The sequence below is a fragment of the Variovorax sp. 10N420 genome, assembly GCF_056394705.1.
The window spans coordinates 113,195-137,466 of sequence record NZ_JBFTIJ010000005.1; the positions used below are offsets into that span (position 1 = coordinate 113,195).

Below are 24,272 nucleotides of genomic sequence, written 5' to 3' on the forward strand. Positions count from 1 at the left end.
GATCAGCGCTGCAGTGTGGAGTCGAAGGTCTCGCCGAGTTCCGCGGCGCCGATGATCTGCGCGGTGCGGTCATGGCCGACGTGCAGCACGTGCGTGTCCAGGTCGCGCACCAGGCGTCCGAGCGGGAATTCGTCGAAGAGGGCGGTCGAGCCGGCCAGCATGATCAGGGTGTGCGACATCGTGAGGGCCGCATGGGCGCAGATCGATTTCGCCTTCATGGATGCCAGCTCCGCTGCCTGCACATCACCGCGGGTCCAGGAGGCCAGTGCGTCTTCGAAGACCACCTGCGCGCCGTGCAGCATCGTCTGCGTTTCGCCCACGCGCAGCTGCACGAGCGGATCCTTTCCGCGTCCGCGCTCCCTCAGGCCCTTCATTACCCACTCGTAGGCGCCTTCGATGGCGCCCAGGTAGTTGGCCGCGAAGCCCAGGTGGAACCGCCCCTGCCAGCGCCCCTTGGGATAGGCACCGGGTTCGCCCAGCACGTGCGTGTGTGGGATGAAGACGTTGTCCAGGTAGATCTCGGGACTCGGACAGGCGCGCATGCCCGTCGGGCGGTACCAGTCGTGGTTGGCGGTGACGCCCTTCATGCCGGGCTCGACGATCACCATCAGGTGGCCCTTGAAGTACTCGGTCTCGCCCTCGATGGTGGCGAAGATGATCGCCAGGCCGTTCTCGAAGCCGTTGGTCGCGTAGTTCTTGCTGCCGTTGACGATGTAGCCGCCATCCACCGGCTTGGCTGTGGTCTTCAGCACGTACATGTGCTTGCGGTTGGCTTCGCTGCCGACGAAGGACGAAAGCTTCATCGACCGGGTCATCGGCTTCACGAACATCTCGCGCTGCTCGGTCGTCCCGATCTCGTCGATGGCCCACGCCACGTGGTTCTGCACTTGCATGCAGTGCGCGGTGCCCGGCGATCCGCGAGCCACCGTGCGGATGCCCTGCAGAAAGGTCGCGGGATCGCCGGACATGACATTGCTGCCGAGACCGCCGTGATCGCGGCGCACCGTGGCCGTCAGCAGGCCGAGGTCCCAGAGGTCCTGGAGGTTTTCCATCGGCATGGATGCCTCTTCGTGCGTCTTGCGCTCGCGCTCGCGAAACTTGGTTTTTGCGAGTTCGTCGAGCTTCTTGAACAGCGGCGTGTCGAGCACGGCATGGGCATCGAATGTCATGAGATTTCCTTTTGTTGGGGACGGCTTTCGCCGGCGGGCAGGACTTCGGATGGCGGCACCGCGCGAGGGCTGGCGGTCGCCCCTCGCATCGGCACCAGGGTTTCGGCGTAGTGGCAGGCGACCCAGTGACCCGGGGCCAGCGTGCGCAGCACGGGCTTCTCGGCCGCGCAGCGTTCGGTCGCTTGCGGGCAGCGCGTGTGATAGGGGCAGCCGCTCGGCGGATTCATCGGCGACGGGATCTCGCCGGACACGGGCGCTTCGCCGTCGCGCTGCGCGCCGCGGGAATCGACCGATGCAATCAACGCGCGGGTGTACGGATGCCGCGGGTTCTCGACGATGTCCGCGGTGTCGGCGATCTCCATGAACTGCCCGAGGTACAGGACACCGATGCGCTGGCTCATGTAGGCCACCACGGCAAGATCGTGCGAGATCAGCAGGTAGGTCAGGGCCAGGCGCTGCTGCAGGTCCTTCAGGAGATTCAGGATCTGCGCCTGGATGGAGACGTCGAGCGCGGAGACGGGCTCGTCCAGGATCATGCAGCGCGGGTTCAGGCCGAGCGCGCGTGCGATCGAAACCCGCTGGCGCTGGCCGCCCGAAAGCTCATGGGGAAAGCGCCGTCCGGCATCGCCGGGCAGGCCGACCAGCTCCAGAAGCTCGCGAACCCGTGCGTCCCGCTCGCCGCTACCCAGAACGCGATGGATGCGCAACGGTTCGTCGATGATCCGGCCGATACGCATGCGCGGATTGAGCGAGCTGTACGGGTCTTGCAGCACCGGCTGGAGCGCCAGATGGAAGCGATCGCGCTCGGCTTTGCTCAATCCATCGAGGTTCTGGCCATCCACTTCGATCGATCCCGAAGTCGGCGGCTCCGCCAGCATGAGCATCTTGGCGATGGTGGTCTTGCCCGAACCCGACTCGCCAACGAGCCCGAAGGTGGTGCCGGCAGGGACATCGAAGCTCACGCCCGCCACCGCCTGCAACGGCCGCGCCCGGCCGAAGAGGCCGCGGCGGATCTGGTAGACCTTGCGCAGGTCGCGGACCTTCAGGTAGGCGTCGGCCGCGCCGTCTTCCATGCGCTTCATCGCCCGACCTCCTGCAGTGCTTCGGCGTGACGTGCGGCGGCAGGCGCCGGCGATTCGTAGGCGCCCAGTCGCTGCTCGGTGAGCCAGCAGGCCACCCGGCGTTCGCCCTCGTTCCACTCGAACCAGTCGGGGTATTGCGTGGCGCACTGCGGCACGGCGAACTTGCAGCGCGGCTGGAAGCGGCAGCCCTCGGGCAGGCGCGCGAGCGTCGGCTGCTGGCCCGGTATGGCGGCCAACCGGCGCTCGTAGGCCCCCAGCGATGGCACCGCCTGCAGCAAGCCGACCGTGTAGGGATGCACCGGCCGCTCGAAGACATCGCGGATCGGTCCGGATTCGACGATGCGACCGCCATACATGATCGCCACGTCGTCGCAGAACTGCGCCGCGAGATGAAGGTCGTGCGTGACGAACACGATCGACATGTTCTGCTCGCGCTGCAGATCGCGCAGCAGGTTGAGGATCTGCAGCTGCACCGTGACGTCGAGCGCGGTCGTGGGCTCGTCGCAGACCAGCAGGTCCGGCGACAGGGCGATGTTGATCGCGATCGACACGCGCTGGCGCATGCCGCCGCTGAACTGGAACGGATAGCTGTTGAGGCGCTCTTCGGCAGCGGGGATCTTGACCTTCTCCAGCACCTCGATGCACTTGCGTTTGAGGGTCGCGCGATCGGTGATGCCCTGGTGGTAGCGGAACACCTCCGACACCTGGTCGCCGATGGTGAAGAGCGGGTTCAGCGAGGTCATCGCATCCTGCAGGATCATTCCGATCTCGCGGCCGCGCACCTTCTGAAGATCGGCTTGCGACATGCGGGCCAGGTCGCGGCCCTTGAACAGCACCTCGCCTTGCACGAGGCGCCCGTTGGAGGGCAGCAGTCCGAGCATCGACAGGCACGTGATGCTTTTGCCGGAACCGGATTCGCCCACGATCGCGAGTGCGCGGCCGGCGCCGACCTTCAGGCTCACGTTGTCGACGGCAGTGACGACACCGGCGCCGCCGCGCCCCGCGGCCTGGCGGCTGCGCAGCATGGTGGTGAGATTGCGGGCCTCGAGAAGTGGCTGCACGTCGTTCACCATGCCCGGGTCAGGTTGGGGCTGAGCCAGTCGCGCAGCGCATCGCCCAGCAGGTTGGCCGAAACCACCGCGAGCATGAGGACCATGCCCGGGATGCCGCAGATCCACCAGGCGGTTTCGAGGTAGCCGCGGCCGTCGGCGATCATCGAGCCCCACGACGCGGTGGGCGGCTGCACGCCGAGTCCGAGGAAGCTCAGCGTGGCCTCCAGGATGACGATGATGCCTACGTCCAGCGTGGCGAGCACGATGAAGGTGTTGATCACGTTCGGCGAGATGTGCTGAAGGATGATGCGCAGCCGCGAGGCGCCGGCCAGCCGCGCCAGCAGGACGAAGTCGCGCTCTCTCAGGCTCAGGGCCTCGCTGCGGGTGACGCGTGCGAAGCGCGCCCAGTTCGCCAGGCTCAGAACGAGGATCAGGTTGAACATCGAGAACCCGATCGCGCCGACCAGCACCAGCGCGAGGATCACCGCGGGCAGCGCAAGCTGGATGTCGGCCAGCCGCATGGCGACAGCATCGGCCACGCCGCCGAGATAGCCTGCCGCGATGCCCAGCAGCCCGCCGAAGAGGCCGGCGACCAGCACGGCGCACAGTGCGACGAAGAGCGAGACCTGCGAGCCCCAGATGGTGCGCGACAGCATGTCGCGGCCCAGTTGGTCGGTGCCGAACCAGTGCTCGGCCGACGGTGGCTTGAGGGTCGCCGACAGCGAGATCGCCGCCGGATCCTGTGGCGCGAAGAAGCCGGGAAAGAGGGCGAATGCGATCAGCACCAGGGCCAGGAAGGCGGCGACGCCAAACTGCAGGCGCGACAGGAACATGCTGCGCGAGCCGGTCGTGGGAAGCTCGACGCGCACATCGGCCGGCCTTCGGTGCACCTGGGGCCGTCCCGCGGGGACCGCGGCCGTGGAGGGGACTTCATGCATAGCGGATCCTCGGATCGATGGTGGCGTAGACGATGTCCACGGCCAGGTTGACGCTGGTGAAAATCAGGGCCCCGACGGTCACGGCCGCTTGCACGACCGTGTAGTCCAGATTGGAGATCGACTCGAGGATCAGGCGCCCCACCCCCGGCCAGGCAAACACGAACTCGACCGAGACGGCGCCGCCCATCAGCACGCCGAACTGCAGCGAGATGAAGGTGATGACCGGCAGCAGCGCATTGCGCAGCGCATGCCGGTAGACGATCACCCGCTCGGGCACGCCCTTGATGCGTGCCAGCTTGATGTATTCGGAGTCGAGCACTTCTGTCATCGACGACCGCGTCAGACGCATGATCCCGGCGGACGAATACCAGCCGAGCGCCATCGCCGGAAGGATGAGATTGACGGAGCGGCCGTAGCCGCCGGTCGGCAGCCATCCGAGCTGGATCGCGAAGAGCCGGATGAAAAGCAGGCTGAAGAGAAACGGCGGCGCCGCCTGCCCCAGCACGGCAAAGACCTTGGAGAACTGGTCGATCCAGCTGTCGCGGCGCACCGCGGCGGCGACGCCGAGCGGCACGCCGACGGCCACGGCCAACCCCAGCGAGGTCAGCGTCAGCAACAGTGTCGGGCCGAGCGCGTCCATGACGACGCCGAGCGCCGGTCGCGAGAAGCGGTACGACATCCCGAGGTTGCCGCGAAGCAGGTCGAGCAGGTAGGCGCCGTACTGGACCACCACCGGACGATCGAGGCCCATCTGAGTGCGCAGCAGCGCGCGGTCGGCGTCCGTGGCTTCGGGGGGCAGCATCAGGTGGGTCGGGTCGCCCACCTGGCGAACGATCACGAAGATGATCAGCGTCACCAGCAGCACGGTGATCGCTGACTGGCCGAGACGCCGCAGGATGTAGTGGATCACCGGTTTGCCTCCTCGCGCGCGCTCGCCGCTGCTTGGTCGAGCGTGGCCTGTGCCCTGGCCTTGAGCTCGAGCTTGCGGATCTTCTGGCTGCCCGTGAGCGGCCAGCTGGTCACGAACTCCACGTGCCTGGGCACCTTGTAGCTGGCGATCGATGCCTTGCAGTACGCCTGCAGCTGCGCTGCCTCCAGCGTCACGCCCGGACGCGCCTCGATGTAGGCATAGCCCACCTCGCCCAGGCGCCGGTCCGGCACGCCCACCACCACCGCCTCGCGCACGCCCGGGTAGGTCTTGAGGAACACCTCGATCTCCTGCGTGGCCACGTTGAAGCCCCCGGGCTTGATCATTTCCTTGACCCGCCCGCGATAGATGAGATAGCCCTCCGCATCCAGCTCGCCCAGGTCGCCGCTGTGCAGCCAGCCTTCGGCGTCGAAAGCCTTGGCGTCTTCTTCGGGACGCTTGTAGTAGCCCTTCATGAGCACGTAGCCGGCGATGCAGATCTCCCCGACCGTGCCGCTGGGCAGCGTCTGGTTGGTCTCCACGTCGGCAATGCGGATGCGAACCCCCTCGACCGGGCGACCGTTCGTGCCGGCACGCTTGTCCAGCGGATCGCTGCAGCGCGTGCGCACCACCGCATTGGAGGTCTCGGACATCCCGTAGGCGCTCACCAGTTGCGGTATGCCAATGACGTTGGTGAGCCACAGGAAGGAATCCGTCGGCAGCGGCGCACCGGTGCCCGTACGCAGGCTGGAGAGCTCATAGCGGCCGATGTCCGCGAAGGCCCGCAGGTCCTGCACGATGGTCTCGACGAAGAAGCTCAGCGTGATGCGTTCGCGCTCCACCGTCTCGCAGAACAGGCGCGGCTCGAAGTGGTCGACGATCACCATGGTTGCGCCCGAGAACCAGGTCGCCAGCGTATAGAAGGTGCCGGTCGCGGAGAACAGCGGCACGCATGACAGGTAGCGGTCCGCCGGCGTCAGCGCGAGGCAGGTGCTGGCGTAGTAGTTGTTCTGCAGCAGCGGACCGTGGCACACCATGGCGCCCTTCGGGAATGACGTGGTCCCCGAGGTGTAGAGGATCTGTGCGACGTCCGAGCCGCGCACTGCCGCGGCGCGAGCCCGCAGGCGCTCGTCCATGCCGTCGCTCGCATCGGCCTCGGCCAGTCGGCGCCGGCCCAGCGTTTCAACGCCCTGGAAGCCCCGCATGCCTTCGGGTGCCGGCGACGCGGTGCACAGTGCGATGACCCGGCGCAGCGCCGGCAGGGCGCTGGTGGACCATGCGCCCTGCGGCTGCGTCTCGTAGTCCGGAACGACCTTGGCGAGGATGTCGAAGTAGCGGGTGCCGCGCGCCTCGTCCTGCATGATCAGCGTCACGCAGTCCGATTGCGCGAGCACATAGCTGACGTCGTTGTCGCGAAAGCGCGTGTTCACCGGCACCAGCACGGCGCCGATCAACGGCACAGCCCAGCGCGCGACAAGCCATTCGGGCCGGTCGCTCATCCAGAGAGCCACGTGCTCGCCCGGCTGCACGCCCAGCTCGATCAGGCCGCGCGCAAAGGCGCGTACCCGTGCGGCGACCTGCGCGAAGCTGTAGCGCTCGTTGCCATAGACGAGCGCTTCGCGGTCGCCGTGCACGGCTTCGCCATGGGCCAGCGCGTCGGCGAAGGAACGCCCGAGCCAAGGCTGTTCCAGCGCGGCATCGCGCGCGAGGGAGGGGCTGTCGATCACTGCGCTCACTTCCATCGCACGTTGCGCAGGTTGTAGTAGCCGCTCCCGGTCTGCGGGGCCCATTCGAGCTTGGCGTCCTGTGCAAAGGTGTAGTAGAGCTCGGTCAGCAGCACGGCATGTCCGTCGTCGTGCAGCACGTGGCCGATCTTGCGGAAGAGCTGGTCGCGCTTGGCGCGGTCGCTCTCCGCGTCGGCTTCGGCGATCAGCTTCTCCACTTCGGGATTGCTGTAGTCCGACCAGGAGCCGTCCTTGCTGGCGGCGCCGAGGATCGGATGGATCGGGTCGTAGATGGCGTTGGAGAACTGCATCATCGACATCGGCCCGCCCTTGTGGGTGTTGTTGAGACGGCTCCATGCGGTGTAGTCCATGACCTTGACGCTGGCGCGCACGCCGATGGCCGACCAGTACGCCGAGATCACTTCGCACAGATCCTTCGGGATGTCGCTCGGGCACAGCAGCTCGCTGTCGAACCCCTTCGGGTAGCCGGCCTCGGTCAGCAGGCGCTTGGCGAGCGCGGGGTCGTAGGTGTAGGGCTTGAGCGCGGGATCCGCGCCATACGGATAGGACGCGGAGATGTACGAGCCCAACGGCGCGCCGATCCCGTGAAGCACGTTCTTGATGATCGCGTTGGTGTCCAGCGCATGGTTGAGCGCCAGCCGCACCTTCTGCTTGGACAGGGGCGTGCCGGGCACGTTCGAGTAGAGCCGTACCGCCAGCGGGCTGCCGACCGGCACCGGCTTCACGATCAGGCCCGCATTGCCGCGCAAGCGCTGCGCATCGGCGGTGGGCACGTAGTCGACGATGTCGGCCTCACCCGAGACGATGGCGTTGACACGGCTCGACGCGTCGGGGATCAGCTTGAAGACCAGCCGCTTGATGCCCGGCTTCGGGCCCCAGTAGCCGTCGAAGCGTTCCAGCTCGACCGACTGGCCGATCTTCTGCGACACGAACTTGTAGGGCCCCGAGCCGACCGGCGCACGCGCAAAGGCTTCGGGATTCGGGAGCGACTCGGTGTATTCCTTGGGCACCAGCAACAGGTAGCCCGCCAGCTTGTTCACGAAGGCGCCGTCCGCGCGCTTGAGGTGAAAGACGACCGTCGTATCGCCGGCAGTCTCGACCTTGTCGATGAGGTTCACGAAGTAGGGGCGGCGCGTGCTTTTGATCTCCGGCTGGAGAATTCGCTCCATCGAGTACTTCACGTCCTTCGAGGTGAGCGGCGCGCCGTTGTGGAACTTCACGTCCTTGCGCAGCGTGAAGGTGTAGGTCAGCCCATCGTCGGAGATCTTCACCGCCGTGGCGACGCTCGGCTGCAGGTTGCCCTTGAGGTCGAACGCATAGAGCGTGTCATACAGCTGGAAGCCATAGCGCTGCGAATCGCCGGTGGCGGCGACCTGCCCGTCGAGGTTGCCGATCTCCTTGCCGATGCCGAAGACCACCGTGTCGCGGTCCACCGCGGGCTTGCCGTCAATCGCAAGGGCCGGGCTCGCCATCAGGGTGAAGGAAGCCGCCACGGCAGCCCATGCTGCCGCGCGTAGGGAGAAAGAGAAATCGGGAAACGACATGGATGGATTTCCGGCGCAACGGCGCAATGGCTATTTCGTGAACAGAAAGCAGGCGGCCGTCGAAGGCCGCGCGCGGACGGAGGTTTTCAGCGCACCGTCTCCGGACCACCCTTGACGTAGAGGATCTGGCCCGAGACGAAAGAGGCTTCCTCGCTGCAGAGAAAGGTGATGACGTTGGCGATGTCCTTGGGCACACCGACGCGGCCGAGCGCGATGTTCTTGGCGCGCATCTTCATGTACTCCTCGGGATCGATGCCCCGGCGCGCGGCGGTCTGGCGCGTCATTTCGGTGTCGACGAAACCGGGCGCCACCGCATTCACGTTGATGTTGTAGGGGCCGAGCTCGATGGCCGCGGTGCGGGTGAAGGCCTGCAGGCCGGCCTTGGCCGACGAGTAGTTGGCCTGGCCGCGATTGCCGAGCGCCGAGGTGGACGAGAGATTGACGATCTTGCCGCTGCGCTGCTCGACCATGTGGCGTTGCGCCGCGCGCGTGCAGAGGAAGGTGCCGCGCAGATGCACGCCCATCACGAGGTCCCAGTCGGTCACGCTCATCTTGAAAAGCAGGTTGTCGCGCGTGATGCCGGCGTTGTTGACGAGGATGTCCAACCCGCCGAGTTCGGCCACCACGCGTGAGACGAAGGCATCGACCTGGGCTTCGTCCGCCACGTCGCAGGCCAGGCCGAGGGCGCGCACGCCGTAGTCGGCAGTCAGGCCAGCGGCGGCGCTCACCGCTGCATCTTGCGCCAGGTCGCAGACCGCGACGGCCGCACCTTCCTGGGCAAAGGCCTGGGCCGTCGCGAGGCCGATGCCTCGGACGCCGCCCGTGACGATGGCCACCTTGCCTTCGAATCGCTTGCTCATGAATCTTGTCTCCAGATCGATGCAGATGCTTGCTTCGGAACGAGTCTAGGCGGGTGCATCTTGGAGTGTCAATATATGAAATTCAGATATCGATAGGTAGTTTTCCGGAGCCTCAAAAAAAGGCTGATACCGGGCAGCGAAACTGCCACCGGCTTCGACCTGCCTCGAACTGCACGGTTCATTGGGGAAATATCCCTGAAGATCGGGGGAGATGAGCACTCGGCGCGGCCTGTATTCCGTCTGGATTCCGAGCGCTTTTTAAGCATCTACTATGTGGAACAGTGCAAATTCAGTTGTACAAAACGTCGTCGACGAGCGGCTCTTGCAAGACCGCACGCGCCGCGTTTCGGCCTCCGACGAAGCACTCGGCCAGATTCCCGCCGGCCATGTAGACGTGGCCGAACACGCTCCCGAGTTCGCCGGCGGCGTAAAGCCGGCGCACGGGTTGCCCGAAGGGATCGAGCACGCGCTGGCTGGCGTCGTGCACGGGGCCCCCTTGCGTGTTGATGACGACCGGCCAGAGCTTCGCGGCATAGAAGGGAGGTGTGGCGAGGTTCATCATGGTTTCGGGTCGCCGGCCGAAGTCGCGATCGGCGCCCGCCGCCACATTGGCGTTCCAGCGTTCGACCGTGGCAATCAGCGCGGCGGCGTCGAGCCCGAGCTGCGCAGCGAGTTCCTCCAGCGTGTCCGCGCGCACCAGGATGCCGTTGTCGACTTCGCGCAGGTTGTCGGCGCTCCACTCGTAGTAGGCCTCGCGGTCATTGGTGATCGAGCGGCCCATCGGATAGAGCTTGCGGCCCGCCTCGTCGAACAGCAGGAATGACGGCAGGCGCGTATGGCGGCCGGTCGCGGGGTCGAAATGGTCGAACTGCCGCACACCGGTGTCCGACATGTACGGCGGGTATTCGTCGACATAGCGACGTGCCTTCTGGTCCACGATGATCCACGCCATCCGGGGCAGCGGGCGTCCCTTGCGCTCCGGCGTCCACATGGGCAGCAGCTTGACGTAGAGCCCGAACGGAAAGTCCGGATCCGGATGCCGCATGCCGTAGGGGCCGTGGCAATGCCACATGTGCCAGAGCGCCGCATTCGCCGCCTGCGCCATCCGGATGCCGTCGCCGGTGTTGCCCCTGAAGCTGCCGGTCAGCACCGGCGTCGACACGAGGTATTGGCGCTTCATCTCCTCGTCGGCCTCGAAGCCGCCGCAGGCGAGGACGACGCCGCGCCGAGCCCGCACACGCACCGCTTCGCCGTCGCGCCGTGCCGCAACGCCCAACACACGGCCCTGCGCATCCTGGAGCAGACGCTCCACGGACGTGGACAACCAGACCTCGATGCGCCCGGCCGCCGCGTGATGGTCGACCTGGTCGGCCAGCACCTTGAACAGGAAGCAGCCGGGCCGAAGCGGGCGCGCGGCCAGGTAGCCGTCGGCCTCCGGTCCGCCGGGCTCGCCGAAGCCGGGGATCGATTCGATTTCGGCATAGCCGAGCGAATCGCACCCGGGGAAGGGATAGTTGCCGACGGCGGGTTCCACCTTCACCCGCGCGCCGTTGATGCAAGCGAGATCGCGGAGGTAGTCCGGCATCTCGGCCATTCCCTCTGCCAGCGTGCGCAACACGTCGTCCGGCGTGCGACCGCCGCAGGTGTGCTGCAGGTATCGAAATCCCTCCTGTGGGTCGTCGCAGACGCGGATGCCGCCCGCCGAGAGGATCGATATGCCGCCGGGATCGGCCATCTTCTCGATCAGTAGCACGTGCGCGCCTGCGCGTGCTGCCTCGATCGCGCAAACCGCGCCGGCCGCGCCATACCCCACGACGATCAGGTCGAACGATCGCGCCCCGTCGCGAAGCTCATTGGGTGATTCCATTATGTGGTCCTGTGATTTGAGTATTCGAATGCGAATGTCTTCATCGATCTCGACTTCAGCGAGATCGGATAAACAACATCTTGCTCGAAAATGCGCGATTCTGCCAATGGAGAAGCCAACTTCATCCCGCGATAACCCGTGTCGGGTTATAGTTCTTCAGCGCTGGTCGGAGTGATTCTGGCGATTCCACATAGTTTTCATTTGCTCAAACATTCCATCTTTGGAGACATCAGAAATGGCATCGATCAAGATCACGTCCGACATGGCAGGCACGGTCTGCAAGGTCTCGGTCGAAGTGGGCAGCCAGGTCGGCGAAGACGACACCCTTGCGATCCTGGAGTCGATGAAGATGGAAATCCCGGTGGGCACGCCCCGGCCCGGCCGTGTCGCTTCGATCCACGTCACCGAAGGCGACATGGTCAACGAAGGCGACCTGCTGCTCACCATCGAGACCAGCGCCGGCTGATCGAGCCGGCCTAGCGGCCGCGATAGACGGGCTTTCGCCGCGCCGCGAACGCCGCACGGCCTTCGCGGCGATCCTCCGTATCGCGCAGCAAGCCCCAGGTCAGGCGCTCCGACTCGAGCGCCTGCGGCAACGGCAGGTCGAGCCCGCTCAGCACTAGGCGCTTCACGGCGCGCACTGCCAGGGGCGCATTGGCCGCGATGCGCAGTGCGATCGATTCCGCGGTCTGCCGCAATTGCGCGGCCGGAACGACTTTGCTCACCAGGCCGATCCGCAGCGCCTCGGCGGCATCGACCGAATCGCCTGTGAGCAGCATCAGCATGGCGTCCGAGCGGCCGATCAACCGGGGCAGGCGCTGCGTGCCGCCCGAGCCCGGCAATGTTCCGACGCGCACCTCGGGCAACGCGAAGCGCGCACCTTCGGCCGCGATGCGGATGTCGCAGGCGAGGCCGATCTCCAGGCCGCCGCCGAACGCCAGCCCGTTGAAGGCGCAGATCAACGGCTTGTGCATCTCGATGCCGTGGGTCAGCGAGCCGTTGCTCGCATCACCGAAAGCCTCGCCGGCAAACGACTGCGCTGGTTGCGCCGCATCCTTGAGGTCCGCTCCCGCGGAAAACGCCCGATCGCCGACGCCGGTGACGATGACGACCTGGACTTGGTCGTCGGCGGCCAGCTGCCGCCATGCGGCCTGGATGTCGCGGCGCATCCGGCTGTCGATCGCGTTGAGCGCCTCCGGTCGATTGAGGCGCACCGTGGCGATGCCGTCGCGGACCTCGATGTCGATGCTCATGGTTCGTCCGTCAGGGATCGATGCGATGCTTGAAGCCCGGCGTGCGGGCGGCCTTGACTTTGGCAAGCGAGCGAATGATGACCTCGCGGGTTTCGCCGGGGTCGATGACGTCATCGATCAGCCCCATGGCGGCAGCCTCGTAGGCGCTCGATTCGACTTCGAGTTTCTGCATGATTTCGGCGCGCCGCTGCACGGGATCCTCGGCCGCGGCGATGTCCTTGCCGTGCGTCAGCTCGACGCCGGCTTCGGGGCCCATCACGTCGAAATGGGCCATGGGCCAGGCCACCAGCGTGTCGGGGTTCATCACCCGCCCGCAGAGCGCGAGGTAGGCCAGCCCGATCGCTTTGCGCGCGACGATCGTGATCTTCGGCACTGACGCCGCGCAGACGACGTTGAGCAAGCGCCCTGCGAGTGCGACCATGCCCTGGCGCTCGATGGCCGGCCCGACCAGAAAGCCCGGCGCGTCGGTCATGAAGACAAGCGGCACATGGAAGGCGTCGCACAGCTCGATGAATTTGCGTGCTTTGCGCGCGGTCTTCTCATCGAGCACGCCGCCGCGCACGATGGGATTGGAGGCAACGAAGCCGACAGGCTCGCCCTCGATGCGGCCGAAGGCGGTGATCAGGTTGCCGCCGTAGCGCGGGCGCAGCTGGAAGAGCTCGCCGCCATCGACGATGAGCGCCAGCACCTTGCGCATGTCGTAGGCCTGGCGACCGAGGTCCGGGATCAACGCGCGAAGACGCTCGCGGCCTTCGGGCGTGTCCAGCGCCGCGGGCCGCGGCGGGGCGACTGGCGGCAACTCATCGCAATGGCTCGGAAGAAAGGATAGAAAAGTGCGGATGGCCGCCAGGCTCTCCCGCTCCGTTTCGCCGACGTGATCGGCCAGGCCCGTGACCTCGCTCGACATCTCAGCGCCGCCGATCTCGTCACTGGTCACGACTTCGCCGGTGCCGACCTTGACCACCAGCGGACCCGACATGCCGAGAAAGCCGGTGCCGCGCGCCAGCGTCACGAAGTCCGATTGCGCCGCAGTGAACGAGGGTCCGCCGAACGCCGAGCCCAGCGCGGCCGCGACCTGGGGCACACGCCCCGACATGCGGAAGTGGTCGCCGAAGCGCGACCCGACACCGGCCGCCATCGCGCCGAACGTTTCCTGAGTGCGTGCCGCACCGGCCTCCATCAGCGCAATGAACGGTGCGCGGTGGGCGAGCGCAGCCGCGCGGATGCGGCTGATCTTGACTTCACCCACCCTGCCTCGCGTGCCGCCGATGACCGCCGCATCGTCCGCGGCCACGTACACCACGCGCCCATCGATCGTGCCGTGCCCGACCACGACGCCGTCGGCCGGCGTTCGATCGCGCAACGCCGCGTGGCCGCTGCGGCCGAGCAGGCCCATCTCGACAAAGCTGCCCGGATCGAGCAGGGCATCGATGCGCTCGCGCGCACAGAGCTTGCCCAGCGCGTGCAGTCTTTCGAGCGCCTCGGGGCGGGTTTCCTGGGCTTCGCGGCGCCGCGCGCTCAGTTCGTCTAGAACACTCTTATCCATGGATTTCCATATATTGATATTTGCTTTCCGACTATGCGGCTGAGGCACCATATAGGCCTGAACGGTGTGAGATCAGAGGGTATTCCAGTGATTGACATCGTGCGGACAAGATTTTAGGGTCAGGCCCCTTGTCATTAACAGCGCCGATTCCAGCCATCATAGACTTTATAAGTCCACTTAGTGGACCTAGAAGGAGACAGTGAATGATCACAGCGACTCGTCACGGGCGCATGCGCGCGTGGGTCACCGGATGGATGTTCGGAGCCGCACTGTTGCTCGGGCTGACGGGCGGCGGTGCCGCTGCCGAGTACGAACCGGCCATCGATCGCGACACGCTGGTGGTCGGCCTCGAGAAATCGATCAGCAACCTCGATGCCCAGGTCACCTCCACCGGCGATTCGCTGCTTTATGCATGGCAGGTCTACGACACGCTCTATGGCTTCGATCAGGTCGGGAATCTCGTTCCGCGCATGGCCAGCGCGGTGAAGGTGGCGCCCGACCAGAAGAGCTACACATTCACCCTGCGACCAGGGCTCCGCTTCCAGAACGGCGATGCGCTGACGGCGCAGGACGTGAAGTACTCGCTGGAGCGCATCCTCGACCCGGCCACCAAGAGCACGCGCCGCGTCTATTTCGCGCCGGTGGTAGAGCGTGTGGATGCCAGCGGCAACGCCGTCACGATCGTGCTCAAGCAGCCCGACGGCGCCTTCCTCAACAAGGTGGCCGGCTTTCTCTTCATCGTTCCCAAGGACTACACCACGCGTCTTGGAACCCCGGAGGCATTCGCCGCCGCACCCATCGGCTCGGGGCCCTTCCGCGTCAAGGAATTCAAGGTCGGCCAGTACCTGGAGCTCGAGCGCTTCGATGGCTACTGGGGCAAGGATGCCGGCGAAATGCCCGGCGTGAAGCGCTTGGTGCTGCGCTTCATCCCTGAGGCGGCCAGCCGCGTCAACGCGCTCGTGAATGGCGAGATCGACCTGGCGACCGTGCTTCCCCTCCAGGACGCCAGCCGCCTGAAGGCCGACAAGCGACTGGAGGTCGTCACGAATCCGAACGGCGGCCCGCTGCACGTGCGGCTCTATTCGAACGTGGCCGGCCATCCCTTCGCGAATCGCGATGTGCGCCGCGCGCTGAACTACGCGGTCGACAACGACGCGATCATCAAAGGTGTTCTGCACGGCGTCGGCAGCCCGATGGCGTCCTTCATCTCACGCTACTACCCGTACGGCGCCGATCCCGACCTGAAGCCTTATCCGTACGACCCGGCCAAGGCCCGCGAGCTGCTGCGCAAGGCGGGTTACGCGAACGGCATCGACGTCAAGCTCTACAACGGTACCGACCAGCCGAAGGAATTCGCCGAAGCCATCGCCGCTTACTGGACCCAGGTCGGCGTACGGACGGAACTGGTGCGCATGGACTATCCGGCATTCATCCGCCTCAACAACACGCACAAGGCCGGCCCGGCGACGGTCACCATCTTCTCGAACGTGATCTACGACCCGGTGCATCCGATCGTCGGCACCTTCTCGAAGGAAGGCACCTGGTCGGACTACTACAACCCCGAGGTCGAGGCGCTCATCGGGCAACTCGAAGGCACCCTGGGGCCGGAGGCGCGCGGCGCCATCTTCCGCAAGATCGGACGGCTCCTCCACGATGACGCGGCGTCGGTCAATGTTTCCGAGCAGTTCTACGTCTATGGCCGCAAGAAGAACCTGCAATGGCAGGTCCAGCAGGGATCGGGCTTCCTGAACTTCCGCCGCGTCGCTTGGCAGTGACGGCCATTGCACGGCACCCCCTTCATCCATTCCTCACACAGGAGCATTACGCATGAACCGATCGACATCGCGGGCGCGCATGGGCCGCTTCCTGGCCGGCGCCGTGCTGGCCTTTCTGGCGCCAGCCTTTGGCGCCATGGCGGCCAGCAAGACCGCACCGGCCGTGAACAAGGAAACGCTGGTCGTCGCGCTCGACAAGGAGATCCAGAACCTGGACGCGCAGATCACGGCCAGCGGCGACTCGCAGCGCTACGCCATGCAGATCTACGACACGCTCTACGGCTTCGACCCCAAGGGCAACATCGTTCCGCGCATGGCCGACGCCTACAAGATCTCGCCCGACGGCCTGACCTACACCTTCACGCTGCGCAAGGGCATCAAGTTCCACAACGGCGACATCTTCAGCTCGGCCGACGTGAAATACTCGATCGAGCGGATCATCGACCCGGCATCGAAGAGCACGCGCCGGCCCTACTTTGCCCCGGTGGTCGACAGCATCGAGACACCAGATGCGCAGACCGTCGTCATCAAGCTGAAGCAGCCGGACGGCGCCTTCATGAACAAGATCGCCGGCTTCCTCTTCATCGTCGGCAAGAACTACACGTCGAAGCTGCCGAATGCCGAAGCCTTCGCGGCAGCCCCCATCGGGACTGGTCCCTTCCGAGTGAAGGAAAACAAGATCGGCCAGTACCTGGAGCTGGAGCGCTTCGATGACTTCTACGGCGAGAAGCCGGGCATCAAGACGCTGACCTTCACCTACATTCCGGAGCCGGCCAGCCGCGTCAACGCCATCCTCACCGGCGAGATCGATGTGGCTTCGATGGTGCCGCTGTCGGACGTCGAGCGCCTGCGCAAGGACCCGGCGTTGAGCGTCATCACCAATCCGGTGTCCTCGCCGATGCACGTGCGCCTCTATTCGAACGTGCCGGGCACGCCGCTGTCCAAGGTCGAGGTGCGCAAGGCCCTCAACCATGCGGTGGATGCCAACGCGATCATCAAGGGCGTCTTCCACGGCGTCGGCGCGCCGATGGGAACCTTCATCTCGAAGTACTTTCCCTACGGCAGCAGCCCCGACATCGCGCCCTATGCCTACGACCCGGCGAAGGCGCGGGCGCTGCTCAAGCAGGCCGGCTATCCGAACGGCTTCGACATCGAACTCAACGATGCCGTCGGCACGCCCAAGGAGTTTGCCGAAGCGGTGGCGGCCTATCTCGGGCAAGTCGGCGTGCGCGTCAAGATCAACCGCATCGACTATGCGGCCTGGAGCCGACTCAACAACACGCACAAGTCGGGACCCATGACGACGACACAGTTCACCAACGCCATCTACGATCCGATCCATCCCGTGGCGGGCTCGTTCTCCAAGAACGGCACCTGGTCCGATTACTACAACCCCGAAGTCGAGAAGCTGATCACCGAACTCGACAGCACGACCGGCGCCGAAGCGCGCGGCGCGCTCTTCCGCAAGATCGGCCGCGCGCTGCACGACGATGCTTCGGCGCTGCTCGTGACGGAGCTGTTCAATGTTTTCGCAAAGAAGAAGGACCTGTATTGGCAGGTTCAGGAAGGTTCGGGATTCCTGGATTTCCGCAAGGTGACCTGGCAGTAGGAAGTGGCGACCGAATGACCAAGCCCACACTGCTCATTGCCAATCGCGGCGAGATCGCCTGTCGCGTGATCCGCGCGGCGCGGAAACTGTCGCTTCGAACGGTGGCGATCCACTCCGAGGTCGACCGGGACCTGCCGCACGTCGAAATGGCCGACGAGGCGGTCGCGATCGGACCGGCGCGCGCTTCGGAAAGCTATCTGCGCAAGGATGTGATCCTGGAGGTCGCCCGGCGCACCGGCGCGACGCTTCTGCATCCCGGCTACGGCTTCCTGGCCGAGAGCGCGTCATTCGCCCGCGCATGCCAGGAAGCGGGCATCCGTTTCGTCGGCCCGAGGCCCGAAGTCATCGCGCTGATGGGCGACAAGGAACAGGCGCGGCAATCCGCTGTCCGCGCCGGTGTCCCGGTGCTGCCCGGCACCGGAAAGCTCGACCCGACCGACGAACCGGCGCTGCACGCCGCCGGTGCCGCGACGGGGTTTCCGCTGTTCGTCAAGGCGGCGGCCGGCGGTGGCGGCATCGGGATGCGCCTGGTCGCGCAGCCGGACGAACTCGTGGCTTCGGTGTGCACGGCCAGCAGCTTGGCGCACAAGGCCTTCGCCGATGGCGCGGTGTACCTGGAGCGCGTCGTGCAGCGCGCGCGCCACGTCGAAGTGCAGGTCTTCGGCTTCGGCGACGGCACCGCCGTGCACCTGTTCGATCGAGATTGCTCGATGCAGCGGCGCCATCAGAAAGTGCTGGAAGAAGCCGGTGCGCCGCTGATTGCGGACGAGATTCGCCGCAAGATGGCGCAGGCCGCTATCGGGCTGGCCGCATCGTGCCGCTACGAAGGCGCGGGCACGGTCGAGTTTCTCTTCGACACGGTGACCGGCGAATTCTTCTTCCTGGAAATGAACACCCGCATTCAGGTCGAGCATGCGGCGACGGAGATGCTCACGGGTGTGGACCTCGTGGGTGCGCAGTTGCGGCTGGCGATGGGCGAGGCGCTCCATGCTGAACTCGCGCAGGAGAACATCCGCGCCGAGGGCCACGTGGTCGAGGCCCGTGTGTATGCCGAGAATCCGGCCAGGAACTTCATGCCCAGCCCTGGACCGCTGACCGAACTGGTGCTGCCGGCCATGGCGGGCGTGCGCATCGACTGCGGCTATCGGCAGGGCAACGTCATGACGCCTTACTACGACCCGTTGGTGATGAAGGTGCTGGCCCACGCCGCCGACAGGCTGACAGCGATCGACAAGCTCCGCTCGGCGCTGGCTTCAGTCCGCCTGAGCGGGCTCACCAGCAACCTGGGCTATCTCGATGCCGTGCTCGCGCATCCGAGATTTCGCGAAGGCGACGTGCACACCGGGCTCCTGGCCGAACTGCATGGCGCCCTACACGGTGAACGATCGAGCCAGCTTCAGGCGGCCCGTATTGCCGGTGCTTCCGTCCGCGCTTCGGCCAGTGCCAATCTGTAGATCACCGCACCGACAAGCGCGCCGACGAGCGGAGCGACCCAGAACATCCAAAGCTGATCCACCGCCCATGCCGGCGCGAACAAAGCCGGGCCGGTGCTGCGCGCCGGATTGACCGACGTGTTGGTCACAGGAATGGAAACCAGGTGAATGAGCGTGAGGCAGAGTCCGATCGTCAGGCCTGCGAAGCCCGGCGCCGCGCGCTTGGCGGTCGCGCAGAGAATCACGATCAGGAACACGGCCGTCAGCACGACTTCGCAGAGCAACGCGGCCGCCATGCCGTATTGCCCTGGCGAGTGCTCGCCAAAACCGTTGGCCGCAAATCCGCCCAGGTCGGCGTCGGGCTTCCCCGAGGCGATGAGGTAGAGGACGCCCGCGGCAAAGCATGCGCCCGCCACCTGGGAGACCACGTAACCCGCAAGCTGGCTGGCGGGCATGCGGCCGGCCGCCACCAGGCCGAGCGAGACGGCGGGATTGAAGTGGCCGCCCGAGATCGGCCCGAACGCATAGGCGCCGGTGATCACAGTCAGCCCGAATGCGACCGACACCCCGAGAAAGCCGATGCCCAGGTCAGGGAAGGCCGCGGCGAGGACTGCGCTGCCGCAACCGCCGAAGGTGAGCCAGAAGGTGCCGAGGAATTCGGCCGACCAGATTTTGAAATTGTTGTTGTTCATGAGAGCTCCCGAAAACATGACCGGCAACCGCACGTTTGAAGACGCGCTGATCACCGGCAATTGACTGCGTTTGAAAAAGCGCCAGCGCCACGTTGGTGATGGGTGGCCGTGACAGGCCGTGGCGTGCGCCGAGATGCGGAGGGCAGGCGTTGCCCTCGCTTGAAGCGTGATTCGTTCTTTTGTCCTTCCTGGTTCCGAAACGGCTTACGTGGAGCGCAAGCCGGGCCTGGAATATAACGAGCTCGGGGCGCCGACTTCGCCGAGAAGAAGCGCCGATCGCGCGCAAATGTCACGAAAGCCGCTGGGCGGCTCTGGCTCATTCGTTCGGCGTGCCTGGTACGTGCCAGCGTGTCGCGATCAATTCGGGCTCATCGTGTGCTTGCAGGCGCTCCCAGTGCCGGTCGGCGTCTTCCACGAACAGGTCGCGCGCGATGGCCTGCGCCAGCCGGGTCGCGCCGATGGCGAGGCCCGGAATATCGCCGGCCAGTGCGCCATGGCTCATGGTCGCGCCCCAGTTGAACAGACGCATTCGCGCCAAAGCATCCGCCTGCGGGCTCGCCGGATCGGCACTGCGCAGTTCAAAGCCGGCGCCCAGGTACGGAAAACGCGCCGGCTCGGGATGATGCTCGGCTTCGGTCGCCGAAACATGGTTTGCCCAGGTGTCGATCTGCGATGTGTACGCGGCGATTTCGGGCCGGTCAAGCAGGTCGACGTCGAAGCCGGTGCCGAAGATCACCGCGTCGAAGCGCTCCATTCCGCCGTTCGGCAGGGTGACCGTCACGCCGTCCTCGTCGGGTGCGACATCGTCCCACGGGGTTCCGAGGCGCAGATCGAAGGCATCGTGCGCATCGCAGCGGCGCACGGTTTCCCAGGGCGGCGGGACTTGCTCGTCGAAGATGTAGGTATAGACGCGCCACTTGCGCGCGTCGTCCAGTCCCTCGAAGCCGCGCAGGAAGCCGTGGCTGGATGCGGCCTTGCTCTTGTTGACCTGCGGCAGTTGGGCGCGGCGCGCGAAGAGTGTCACCTTTGCGGCACCCGCTTCGAGCGCGCAGGCGGCGTTGTCGAACGCCGACGCCCCAGCGCCGAGCACGCCGATGCGCTGGCCTTCGAAAGCCGCGAAATCGATCGTATCGGCGGAATGGAAGACGCGCCCGGCTGCGAAGGGATCGTCACGCTGCAACGAAGGAAACGCAGGCCAGCGCGCCGCGCCGCTGCCGTCGCGTCCCAGCGCCAGTACCAGTTGCCGCGTGCGCACCGATTCGCGCCTGCCGTGGGCGTCTTCGAGTTCGACTTCAAGCACCCGTCCGTCCTGCGTGTGCGACACGGAGCGCAGCGAGACGCCGTTTTCCACCGCAAGGCCGACCGTTTCGCGCACCCAGAGCAGGTAGTCGCGCCAGTCGACGCGCCCGATCTTGTGCAGCGCCTCCCAGCCGGGCACGCCCTCTTTGGACGTCGAACCGCCTTCGCCGTGCTGCGCCTCGTACCATGCACGAAAGCTGAGCGAGGGCACGCCGAGTTCGGGGCCGCCCACGTGCTTGGGGCTGCGCAGCGTGAGCATGCGCGCGTAGGTGCCCCACGGGCCTTCTTCGCCCCGCGGGGCGCGGTCGATCACCCGTACCCGCGTGACGCCTTCCCGGCGCAACGCGTAGGCAGCCGTTTGGCCGCACATTCCGGCGCCGGCAATCAGGACGTCGAGAATCGGCGCCTCGTCGGTGGACGATTCCGCGGGAAGTACCCATGCCGGCGGCGGCACGTTGATGCGTTCGAGATCGGCGCGTGCCTGGGCCGCGAGGCGCTCGAGCGCGGCGGTGTCGCGCGGACTTGCGATGAATTGCAGCGGCACCGGCGGAAGTTCGCCGGAGCGTGCGTCGGAAAAAGAGTCGTCTGAGGCCATGGCGTGAAGATAATCCAGAACATGATCGCGCTCGACTGCTACTACAGCCTCTCTTCTCCCTGGGCCTACCTTGGAGGGCCGCAACTTCAGGACATCGTCCGCCGCCATCATGTGCGGCTCACGCTCAAGCCCTACGACTTCCAGGCGGTGGTCCCGCAGACCGGCGGCATTCCGCTCAAGACCCGGCCGGAACCTCGGCGCACTTACCACGCGCTTGAACTTGCGCGCTGGCGCGAGCACCTGGGCATGCCGCTCAACCTGGAGCCCGCGCACTACCCGAAGGGGCAGGCGAGCGATCCCAACTGGAACAAGTACCCCGGCTGGATGGTGATTGCGGCGCAGTTGCAGGGCCTGGACGCCCAGCCGCTTTCGCATGCGCTGCTGCGTGCCCTGTGGGCGGAAGAGCGCGACACCGCGGACGCCGCGGTGCGCATCGCGGTGGCCGACGAGAACGGCTACGACGGCGCCGCGTTGCAAGCGCTGGAGCAGACGGCCGAGACACAGGCCACTTACCGGGCGAACAGCGCTGAAGCCGTCGACAGGGGAGTCTTCGGCGCGCCCACATACATCCTGCACGAGGAGCGCTTCTGGGGCCAGGACAGGCTCGTGTTCCTGGACCGTGCGCTGGATCGGCTGCGCGGTTCGGGTCCTGTTGTTTAGGGGCTTGAGGGCTAGAGCCTCATTGCCCGTGCTTCGCGCTGCGTGGTCTGCGGGTGGTCCAGCGCTCGGTCCTGGACTTGTTGCCTGTTCAGTTCAGATGCTTGCTGCCACGCCTGCGTACTTAGGGCGATGGGTGTGCTGAGAGCCTCCACCGTCGGAATACTGGCGATCCGCTTGAGAGCCGAGTCCAACGCGCCTTCGACGGCGAACACCTTCGAAGCGTCGGTGCTCAGGACCACATGGTCGATGCGATTGATTCCGTTTGTACGGGCAGCCACGACCAGGGCGGCAGCCAGCTGATCGCTCTTCTGATCGGGCGTGCGGCCTACCTTTGCGTCGAGCAAATTCACTCCCGCTTGGGCCTGACCGAATAATTTGTGATCGGGATGTGCAGGATGGTCGAGCTGGACAGCTTCTGAGCGCTGATTCAGTCCCTGCGACAGCCGGGACGGCGCAGGCAGGCCGTAGACCGGCATGTGCTCGTGACTTTCGGCCGTATGGTCGAAGTGGGCTGCAATGCTTGGAGCCTGCGTGTCGAAGTAGGCGCAGCGCGCGGATGCCGTGCCGAGCGAGATGCCGTTTTGCTCCAGCAGCTTTTCTTGCAAGCCAAGACCGCGCATGTCCAGTTGCACATCCCCGGCCAGGCGCGGATTGAGCAATTCGTATTGGCAGACCGAACTGACAAGAGCGGCCGCGTAGTAGTTGGCGTAGTCGGAGTTGCCGTGATGGCCTAGCCGGGTGTCTTGCGGCTCTTTGTCAAAATAGTGCCTTCCGGCCGCTTCGATGTTGTGCTTGTTTGGTGTGATTGAAAGATCGGCATTGAGTGTGAAGCCGGCCTTCGCAGAAAAGTGCTTGCGCCCTTCGATTTGCTCGCTCTCGACAAAGTCGTTGATGTAGCCGACTTCTCCAGCCAGTTTTCCAATATCGGACAACTGGGCTTCGGGGTTTCTGCGCTTCACCCGGCTGACCAAGGCATTCCAACCTGCGATATGCGCGCTGGCTTCGTCGTTACGGTTGATCGAGAGCATTTGCTCTAGGGTAGGGCTGTAGTCATGAAGTGGCTGGCCGCTTTCCAGCACGAGGCGGGCTTCCCGGTCGAACTGCTCCAGTCCAAATCTGGTGCGGTCGCGGTTGATGCCATGCTGGACTTCATGGCCCATGAGGAAAGTGAGCAGATCGCGCCGTTCGACCTCTGAAAGGTCGCCGTGCTTCATGTTGATGGTCTGCGTCTCGGGGCTGTAGCTTGCCCCGGCGTTCTCGCTTGCCGCCATCAACGAGAAATGCTTGAGATGACCGCCCGCGACGGCCTCGTTCATCTGTCGCGTCAAGGCGGGTGATTCTTCGATGACGGCGCGCAGATTTCGATGGGCGGCCGATGTTGAATCTCCGACCTCCCCGATCACGCGATCGAGCCTGGAACCGACAGCGCCCATTACATCGCCCCCAAGTCCATGTATTCCACAAGGAAGCCGATGGAGATTCTCTTGATGCAGTCATGCGAAATCTTCTCGAGGCTTTCACCGCTCTCACCGACAAATGCGATCTCGACCTTTGCCACGCCACGCTGGTACTGTCGAGCCGGACTCTCTCGGCGAGTATTTCCGACATGCCGATAGCCCATCGTGAGCAGTGCGTCATGAAACTGTGTCGCATCCAATTGACAAATCCCCGTCATCGGAGGGCGCTTGGCGTATTTTTTAGTCTTGTCAAACCCGAGGCCAAGATTTGGAAGTCCGCTGGCGCTGTTTAACTTCCAGGTGTACCCGTATGTCCACATCTCTGTGAGCGGCTGCCATATCTCGTACGCGTCATTGGTGGGCTTGTCGGAAAACGGCGTCATGGCGTAGCCAGTGAATTGCTCGACCCGTTCAGTCGTCAGATCTTGCGGTTGATGCAATGTGTCGATCAGCGCCAGCAACCGGCGCAGCACTTCGGGCGCGTCGGGGATTGGTTTCGCTTCGATGGCGGGACTGGACATTTTTTTTTCTTCCGGATGAAGTTGGTGTGTGCCGGCCGCAACCGAGCAGGCGCCCAGCACAAATCCCGCCGACAAGCCAAGGAGACCGCGAGCCAGATACCCTGGCGAGGGTCCTGGCGACTGCCTTTGTAAATCGTAAAAATCGTTCGAGCCGAGAGAATCCGCGAAGCGCTCGGTTCGTGGTTCGCGTCTGAACGTTGATTGAAGCTTCCGCAGAAGCTTCCGGCCAGCCATGCCGTGGCCCGCGGCGATGCGTTGAATCACCTTT

General features: G+C 65.3%; 20 protein-coding genes. 5 read left to right on the top strand and 15 right to left on the bottom strand.

The features are described from left to right. Positions 1 to 2: 2 nt before the first annotated feature. The 9 genes from AC1DEK_RS14535 to AC1DEK_RS14575 form a co-directional block, all read right to left on the bottom strand. Complete coding sequence (locus AC1DEK_RS14535) at positions 3 to 1,169, bottom strand: acyl-CoA dehydrogenase family protein (RefSeq protein WP_478125956.1); 1,167 nt, start codon at positions 1,167 to 1,169, stop codon at positions 3 to 5. Beyond that, complete coding sequence (locus tag AC1DEK_RS14540; RefSeq protein WP_478125957.1) at positions 1,166 to 2,251, bottom strand: ABC transporter ATP-binding protein; 1,086 nt, start codon at positions 2,249 to 2,251, stop codon at positions 1,166 to 1,168. The genes AC1DEK_RS14535 and AC1DEK_RS14540 overlap by 4 nt, the downstream gene beginning before the upstream one ends. Continuing rightward, positions 2,248 to 3,312 carry an ABC transporter ATP-binding protein gene (locus tag AC1DEK_RS14545; RefSeq protein ID WP_478125958.1) on the bottom strand — a complete coding sequence of 355 codons (1,065 nt, stop codon included), beginning with the start codon at positions 3,310 to 3,312 and terminating at the stop codon, positions 2,248 to 2,250. The genes AC1DEK_RS14540 and AC1DEK_RS14545 overlap by 4 nt, the downstream gene beginning before the upstream one ends. Positions 3,313 to 3,317: 5 nt before the next feature. Then, complete coding sequence (locus AC1DEK_RS14550; RefSeq protein WP_478125959.1) at positions 3,318 to 4,241, bottom strand: ABC transporter permease; 924 nt, start codon at positions 4,239 to 4,241, stop codon at positions 3,318 to 3,320. After that, positions 4,234 to 5,151: an ABC transporter permease gene (locus tag AC1DEK_RS14555; RefSeq protein WP_478125960.1), complete on the bottom strand. Its 918-nt coding sequence runs from the start codon at positions 5,149 to 5,151 to the stop codon at positions 4,234 to 4,236. The genes AC1DEK_RS14550 and AC1DEK_RS14555 overlap by 8 nt, the downstream gene beginning before the upstream one ends. Further along, positions 5,148 to 6,890 (bottom strand): AMP-binding protein, encoded by a 1,743-nt coding sequence (locus AC1DEK_RS14560; RefSeq protein ID WP_478125961.1) that lies wholly within the window; start codon positions 6,888 to 6,890, stop codon positions 5,148 to 5,150. Before AC1DEK_RS14560 ends, AC1DEK_RS14555 begins: the two co-directional genes overlap by 4 nt. After that, positions 6,881 to 8,437, bottom strand: a complete 1,557-nt coding sequence (locus tag AC1DEK_RS14565) for an ABC transporter substrate-binding protein (protein WP_478125962.1) — start codon at positions 8,435 to 8,437, stop codon at positions 6,881 to 6,883. The genes AC1DEK_RS14560 and AC1DEK_RS14565 overlap by 10 nt, the downstream gene beginning before the upstream one ends. Before the next feature lie 86 nt (positions 8,438 to 8,523). Further along, positions 8,524 to 9,297, bottom strand: coding sequence for an SDR family NAD(P)-dependent oxidoreductase (locus AC1DEK_RS14570; protein WP_478125963.1), 774 nt, complete (start codon positions 9,295 to 9,297; stop codon positions 8,524 to 8,526). Between the two features lie 289 nt (positions 9,298 to 9,586). After that, entirely contained in the window at positions 9,587 to 11,164 is a 1,578-nt protein-coding gene (locus AC1DEK_RS14575) for an FAD-dependent oxidoreductase (RefSeq protein WP_478125964.1), read from the bottom strand. A 235-nt stretch (positions 11,165 to 11,399) separates the two neighbouring features. Here AC1DEK_RS14575 and AC1DEK_RS14580 point away from each other — a divergent pair, with 235 nt between their 5' ends. Next, on the top strand, positions 11,400 to 11,630 hold the full coding sequence (locus AC1DEK_RS14580; RefSeq protein WP_478125965.1) for a biotin/lipoyl-binding carrier protein: 231 nt from the start codon (positions 11,400 to 11,402) through the stop codon (positions 11,628 to 11,630). Positions 11,631 to 11,640: 10 nt separating this feature from the next. Here the strand turns inward: AC1DEK_RS14580 and AC1DEK_RS14585 are convergent, their stop codons facing one another. Both AC1DEK_RS14585 and AC1DEK_RS14590 read right to left on the bottom strand, forming a co-directional pair. After that, the gene (locus AC1DEK_RS14585; RefSeq protein WP_478125966.1) at positions 11,641 to 12,417 is read right to left on the bottom strand and encodes an enoyl-CoA hydratase/isomerase family protein; all 777 of its coding nucleotides are present in this window, start codon (positions 12,415 to 12,417) and stop codon (positions 11,641 to 11,643) included. A gap of 10 nt (positions 12,418 to 12,427) precedes the next feature. After that, positions 12,428 to 13,963 (bottom strand): acyl-CoA carboxylase subunit beta, encoded by a 1,536-nt coding sequence (locus AC1DEK_RS14590; RefSeq protein WP_478125967.1) that lies wholly within the window; start codon positions 13,961 to 13,963, stop codon positions 12,428 to 12,430. A 203-nt stretch (positions 13,964 to 14,166) separates the two neighbouring features. Here AC1DEK_RS14590 and AC1DEK_RS14595 point away from each other — a divergent pair, with 203 nt between their 5' ends. The 3 genes from AC1DEK_RS14595 to AC1DEK_RS14605 are packed head-to-tail and all read left to right on the top strand — an operon-like array spanning position 14,167 to position 18,801. Continuing rightward, on the top strand, positions 14,167 to 15,738 hold the full coding sequence (locus tag AC1DEK_RS14595; RefSeq protein ID WP_478125968.1) for an ABC transporter substrate-binding protein: 1,572 nt from the start codon (positions 14,167 to 14,169) through the stop codon (positions 15,736 to 15,738). A gap of 52 nt (positions 15,739 to 15,790) precedes the next feature. After that, complete coding sequence (locus AC1DEK_RS14600; protein ID WP_478125969.1) at positions 15,791 to 17,347, top strand: ABC transporter substrate-binding protein; 1,557 nt, start codon at positions 15,791 to 15,793, stop codon at positions 17,345 to 17,347. A gap of 14 nt (positions 17,348 to 17,361) precedes the next feature. After that, positions 17,362 to 18,801 carry an acetyl-CoA carboxylase biotin carboxylase subunit gene (locus AC1DEK_RS14605; RefSeq protein WP_478125970.1) on the top strand — a complete coding sequence of 480 codons (1,440 nt, stop codon included), beginning with the start codon at positions 17,362 to 17,364 and terminating at the stop codon, positions 18,799 to 18,801. Here the strand turns inward: AC1DEK_RS14605 and aqpZ are convergent. Further along, positions 18,744 to 19,472: an aquaporin Z gene (gene aqpZ / locus AC1DEK_RS14610; protein WP_478125971.1), complete on the bottom strand. Its 729-nt coding sequence runs from the start codon at positions 19,470 to 19,472 to the stop codon at positions 18,744 to 18,746. The two genes, AC1DEK_RS14605 and aqpZ, sit on opposite strands and share 58 nt — an antisense overlap. A gap of 316 nt (positions 19,473 to 19,788) precedes the next feature. Next, the gene (locus AC1DEK_RS14615) at positions 19,789 to 21,366 is read right to left on the bottom strand and encodes a SidA/IucD/PvdA family monooxygenase (protein WP_478125972.1); all 1,578 of its coding nucleotides are present in this window, start codon (positions 21,364 to 21,366) and stop codon (positions 19,789 to 19,791) included. Between the two features lie 3 nt (positions 21,367 to 21,369). Between AC1DEK_RS14615 and AC1DEK_RS14620 the strand changes: the two genes are divergently transcribed. Continuing rightward, on the top strand, positions 21,370 to 22,026 hold the full coding sequence (locus AC1DEK_RS14620; RefSeq protein ID WP_478125973.1) for a DsbA family protein: 657 nt from the start codon (positions 21,370 to 21,372) through the stop codon (positions 22,024 to 22,026). Positions 22,027 to 22,037: 11 nt separating this feature from the next. On the opposite strand, the gene AC1DEK_RS14625 is transcribed toward AC1DEK_RS14620, so the two are convergent. Both AC1DEK_RS14625 and AC1DEK_RS14630 read right to left on the bottom strand, forming a co-directional pair. Continuing rightward, positions 22,038 to 23,459 carry an XVIPCD domain-containing protein gene (locus AC1DEK_RS14625; RefSeq protein WP_478125974.1) on the bottom strand — a complete coding sequence of 474 codons (1,422 nt, stop codon included), beginning with the start codon at positions 23,457 to 23,459 and terminating at the stop codon, positions 22,038 to 22,040. Then, positions 23,459 to 24,268 carry a hypothetical protein gene (locus tag AC1DEK_RS14630; RefSeq protein ID WP_478125975.1) on the bottom strand — a complete coding sequence of 270 codons (810 nt, stop codon included), beginning with the start codon at positions 24,266 to 24,268 and terminating at the stop codon, positions 23,459 to 23,461. The genes AC1DEK_RS14625 and AC1DEK_RS14630 overlap by 1 nt, the downstream gene beginning before the upstream one ends. Positions 24,269 to 24,272: the final 4 nt, after the last annotated feature.

Bases quoted from the DNA above. Each gene is read 5' to 3' on its own strand.
- AC1DEK_RS14605 (WP_478125970.1), top strand. From the start codon at position 17,362: ATGACCAAGCCCACACTGCTCATTGCCAATCGCGGCGAGATCGCCTGT.
- AC1DEK_RS14535 (WP_478125956.1), bottom strand. From the start codon at position 1,169: ATGACATTCGATGCCCATGCCGTGCTCGACACGCCGCTGTTCAAGAAG.
- AC1DEK_RS14540 (WP_478125957.1), bottom strand. From the start codon at position 2,251: ATGAAGCGCATGGAAGACGGCGCGGCCGACGCCTACCTGAAGGTCCGC.
- AC1DEK_RS14550 (WP_478125959.1), bottom strand. From the start codon at position 4,241: ATGCATGAAGTCCCCTCCACGGCCGCGGTCCCCGCGGGACGGCCCCAG.
- AC1DEK_RS14560 (WP_478125961.1), bottom strand. From the start codon at position 6,890: ATGGAAGTGAGCGCAGTGATCGACAGCCCCTCCCTCGCGCGCGATGCC.
- aqpZ (WP_478125971.1), bottom strand. From the start codon at position 19,472: ATGAACAACAACAATTTCAAAATCTGGTCGGCCGAATTCCTCGGCACC.
- AC1DEK_RS14595 (WP_478125968.1), top strand. From the start codon at position 14,167: ATGATCACAGCGACTCGTCACGGGCGCATGCGCGCGTGGGTCACCGGA.
- AC1DEK_RS14615 (WP_478125972.1), bottom strand. From the start codon at position 21,366: ATGGCCTCAGACGACTCTTTTTCCGACGCACGCTCCGGCGAACTTCCG.
- AC1DEK_RS14600 (WP_478125969.1), top strand. From the start codon at position 15,791: ATGAACCGATCGACATCGCGGGCGCGCATGGGCCGCTTCCTGGCCGGC.
- AC1DEK_RS14590 (WP_478125967.1), bottom strand. From the start codon at position 13,963: ATGGATAAGAGTGTTCTAGACGAACTGAGCGCGCGGCGCCGCGAAGCC.
- AC1DEK_RS14580 (WP_478125965.1), top strand. From the start codon at position 11,400: ATGGCATCGATCAAGATCACGTCCGACATGGCAGGCACGGTCTGCAAG.
- AC1DEK_RS14570 (WP_478125963.1), bottom strand. From the start codon at position 9,297: ATGAGCAAGCGATTCGAAGGCAAGGTGGCCATCGTCACGGGCGGCGTC.
- AC1DEK_RS14575 (WP_478125964.1), bottom strand. From the start codon at position 11,164: ATGGAATCACCCAATGAGCTTCGCGACGGGGCGCGATCGTTCGACCTG.
- AC1DEK_RS14625 (WP_478125974.1), bottom strand. From the start codon at position 23,459: ATGGGCGCTGTCGGTTCCAGGCTCGATCGCGTGATCGGGGAGGTCGGA.
- AC1DEK_RS14585 (WP_478125966.1), bottom strand. From the start codon at position 12,417: ATGAGCATCGACATCGAGGTCCGCGACGGCATCGCCACGGTGCGCCTC.
- AC1DEK_RS14565 (WP_478125962.1), bottom strand. From the start codon at position 8,437: ATGTCGTTTCCCGATTTCTCTTTCTCCCTACGCGCGGCAGCATGGGCT.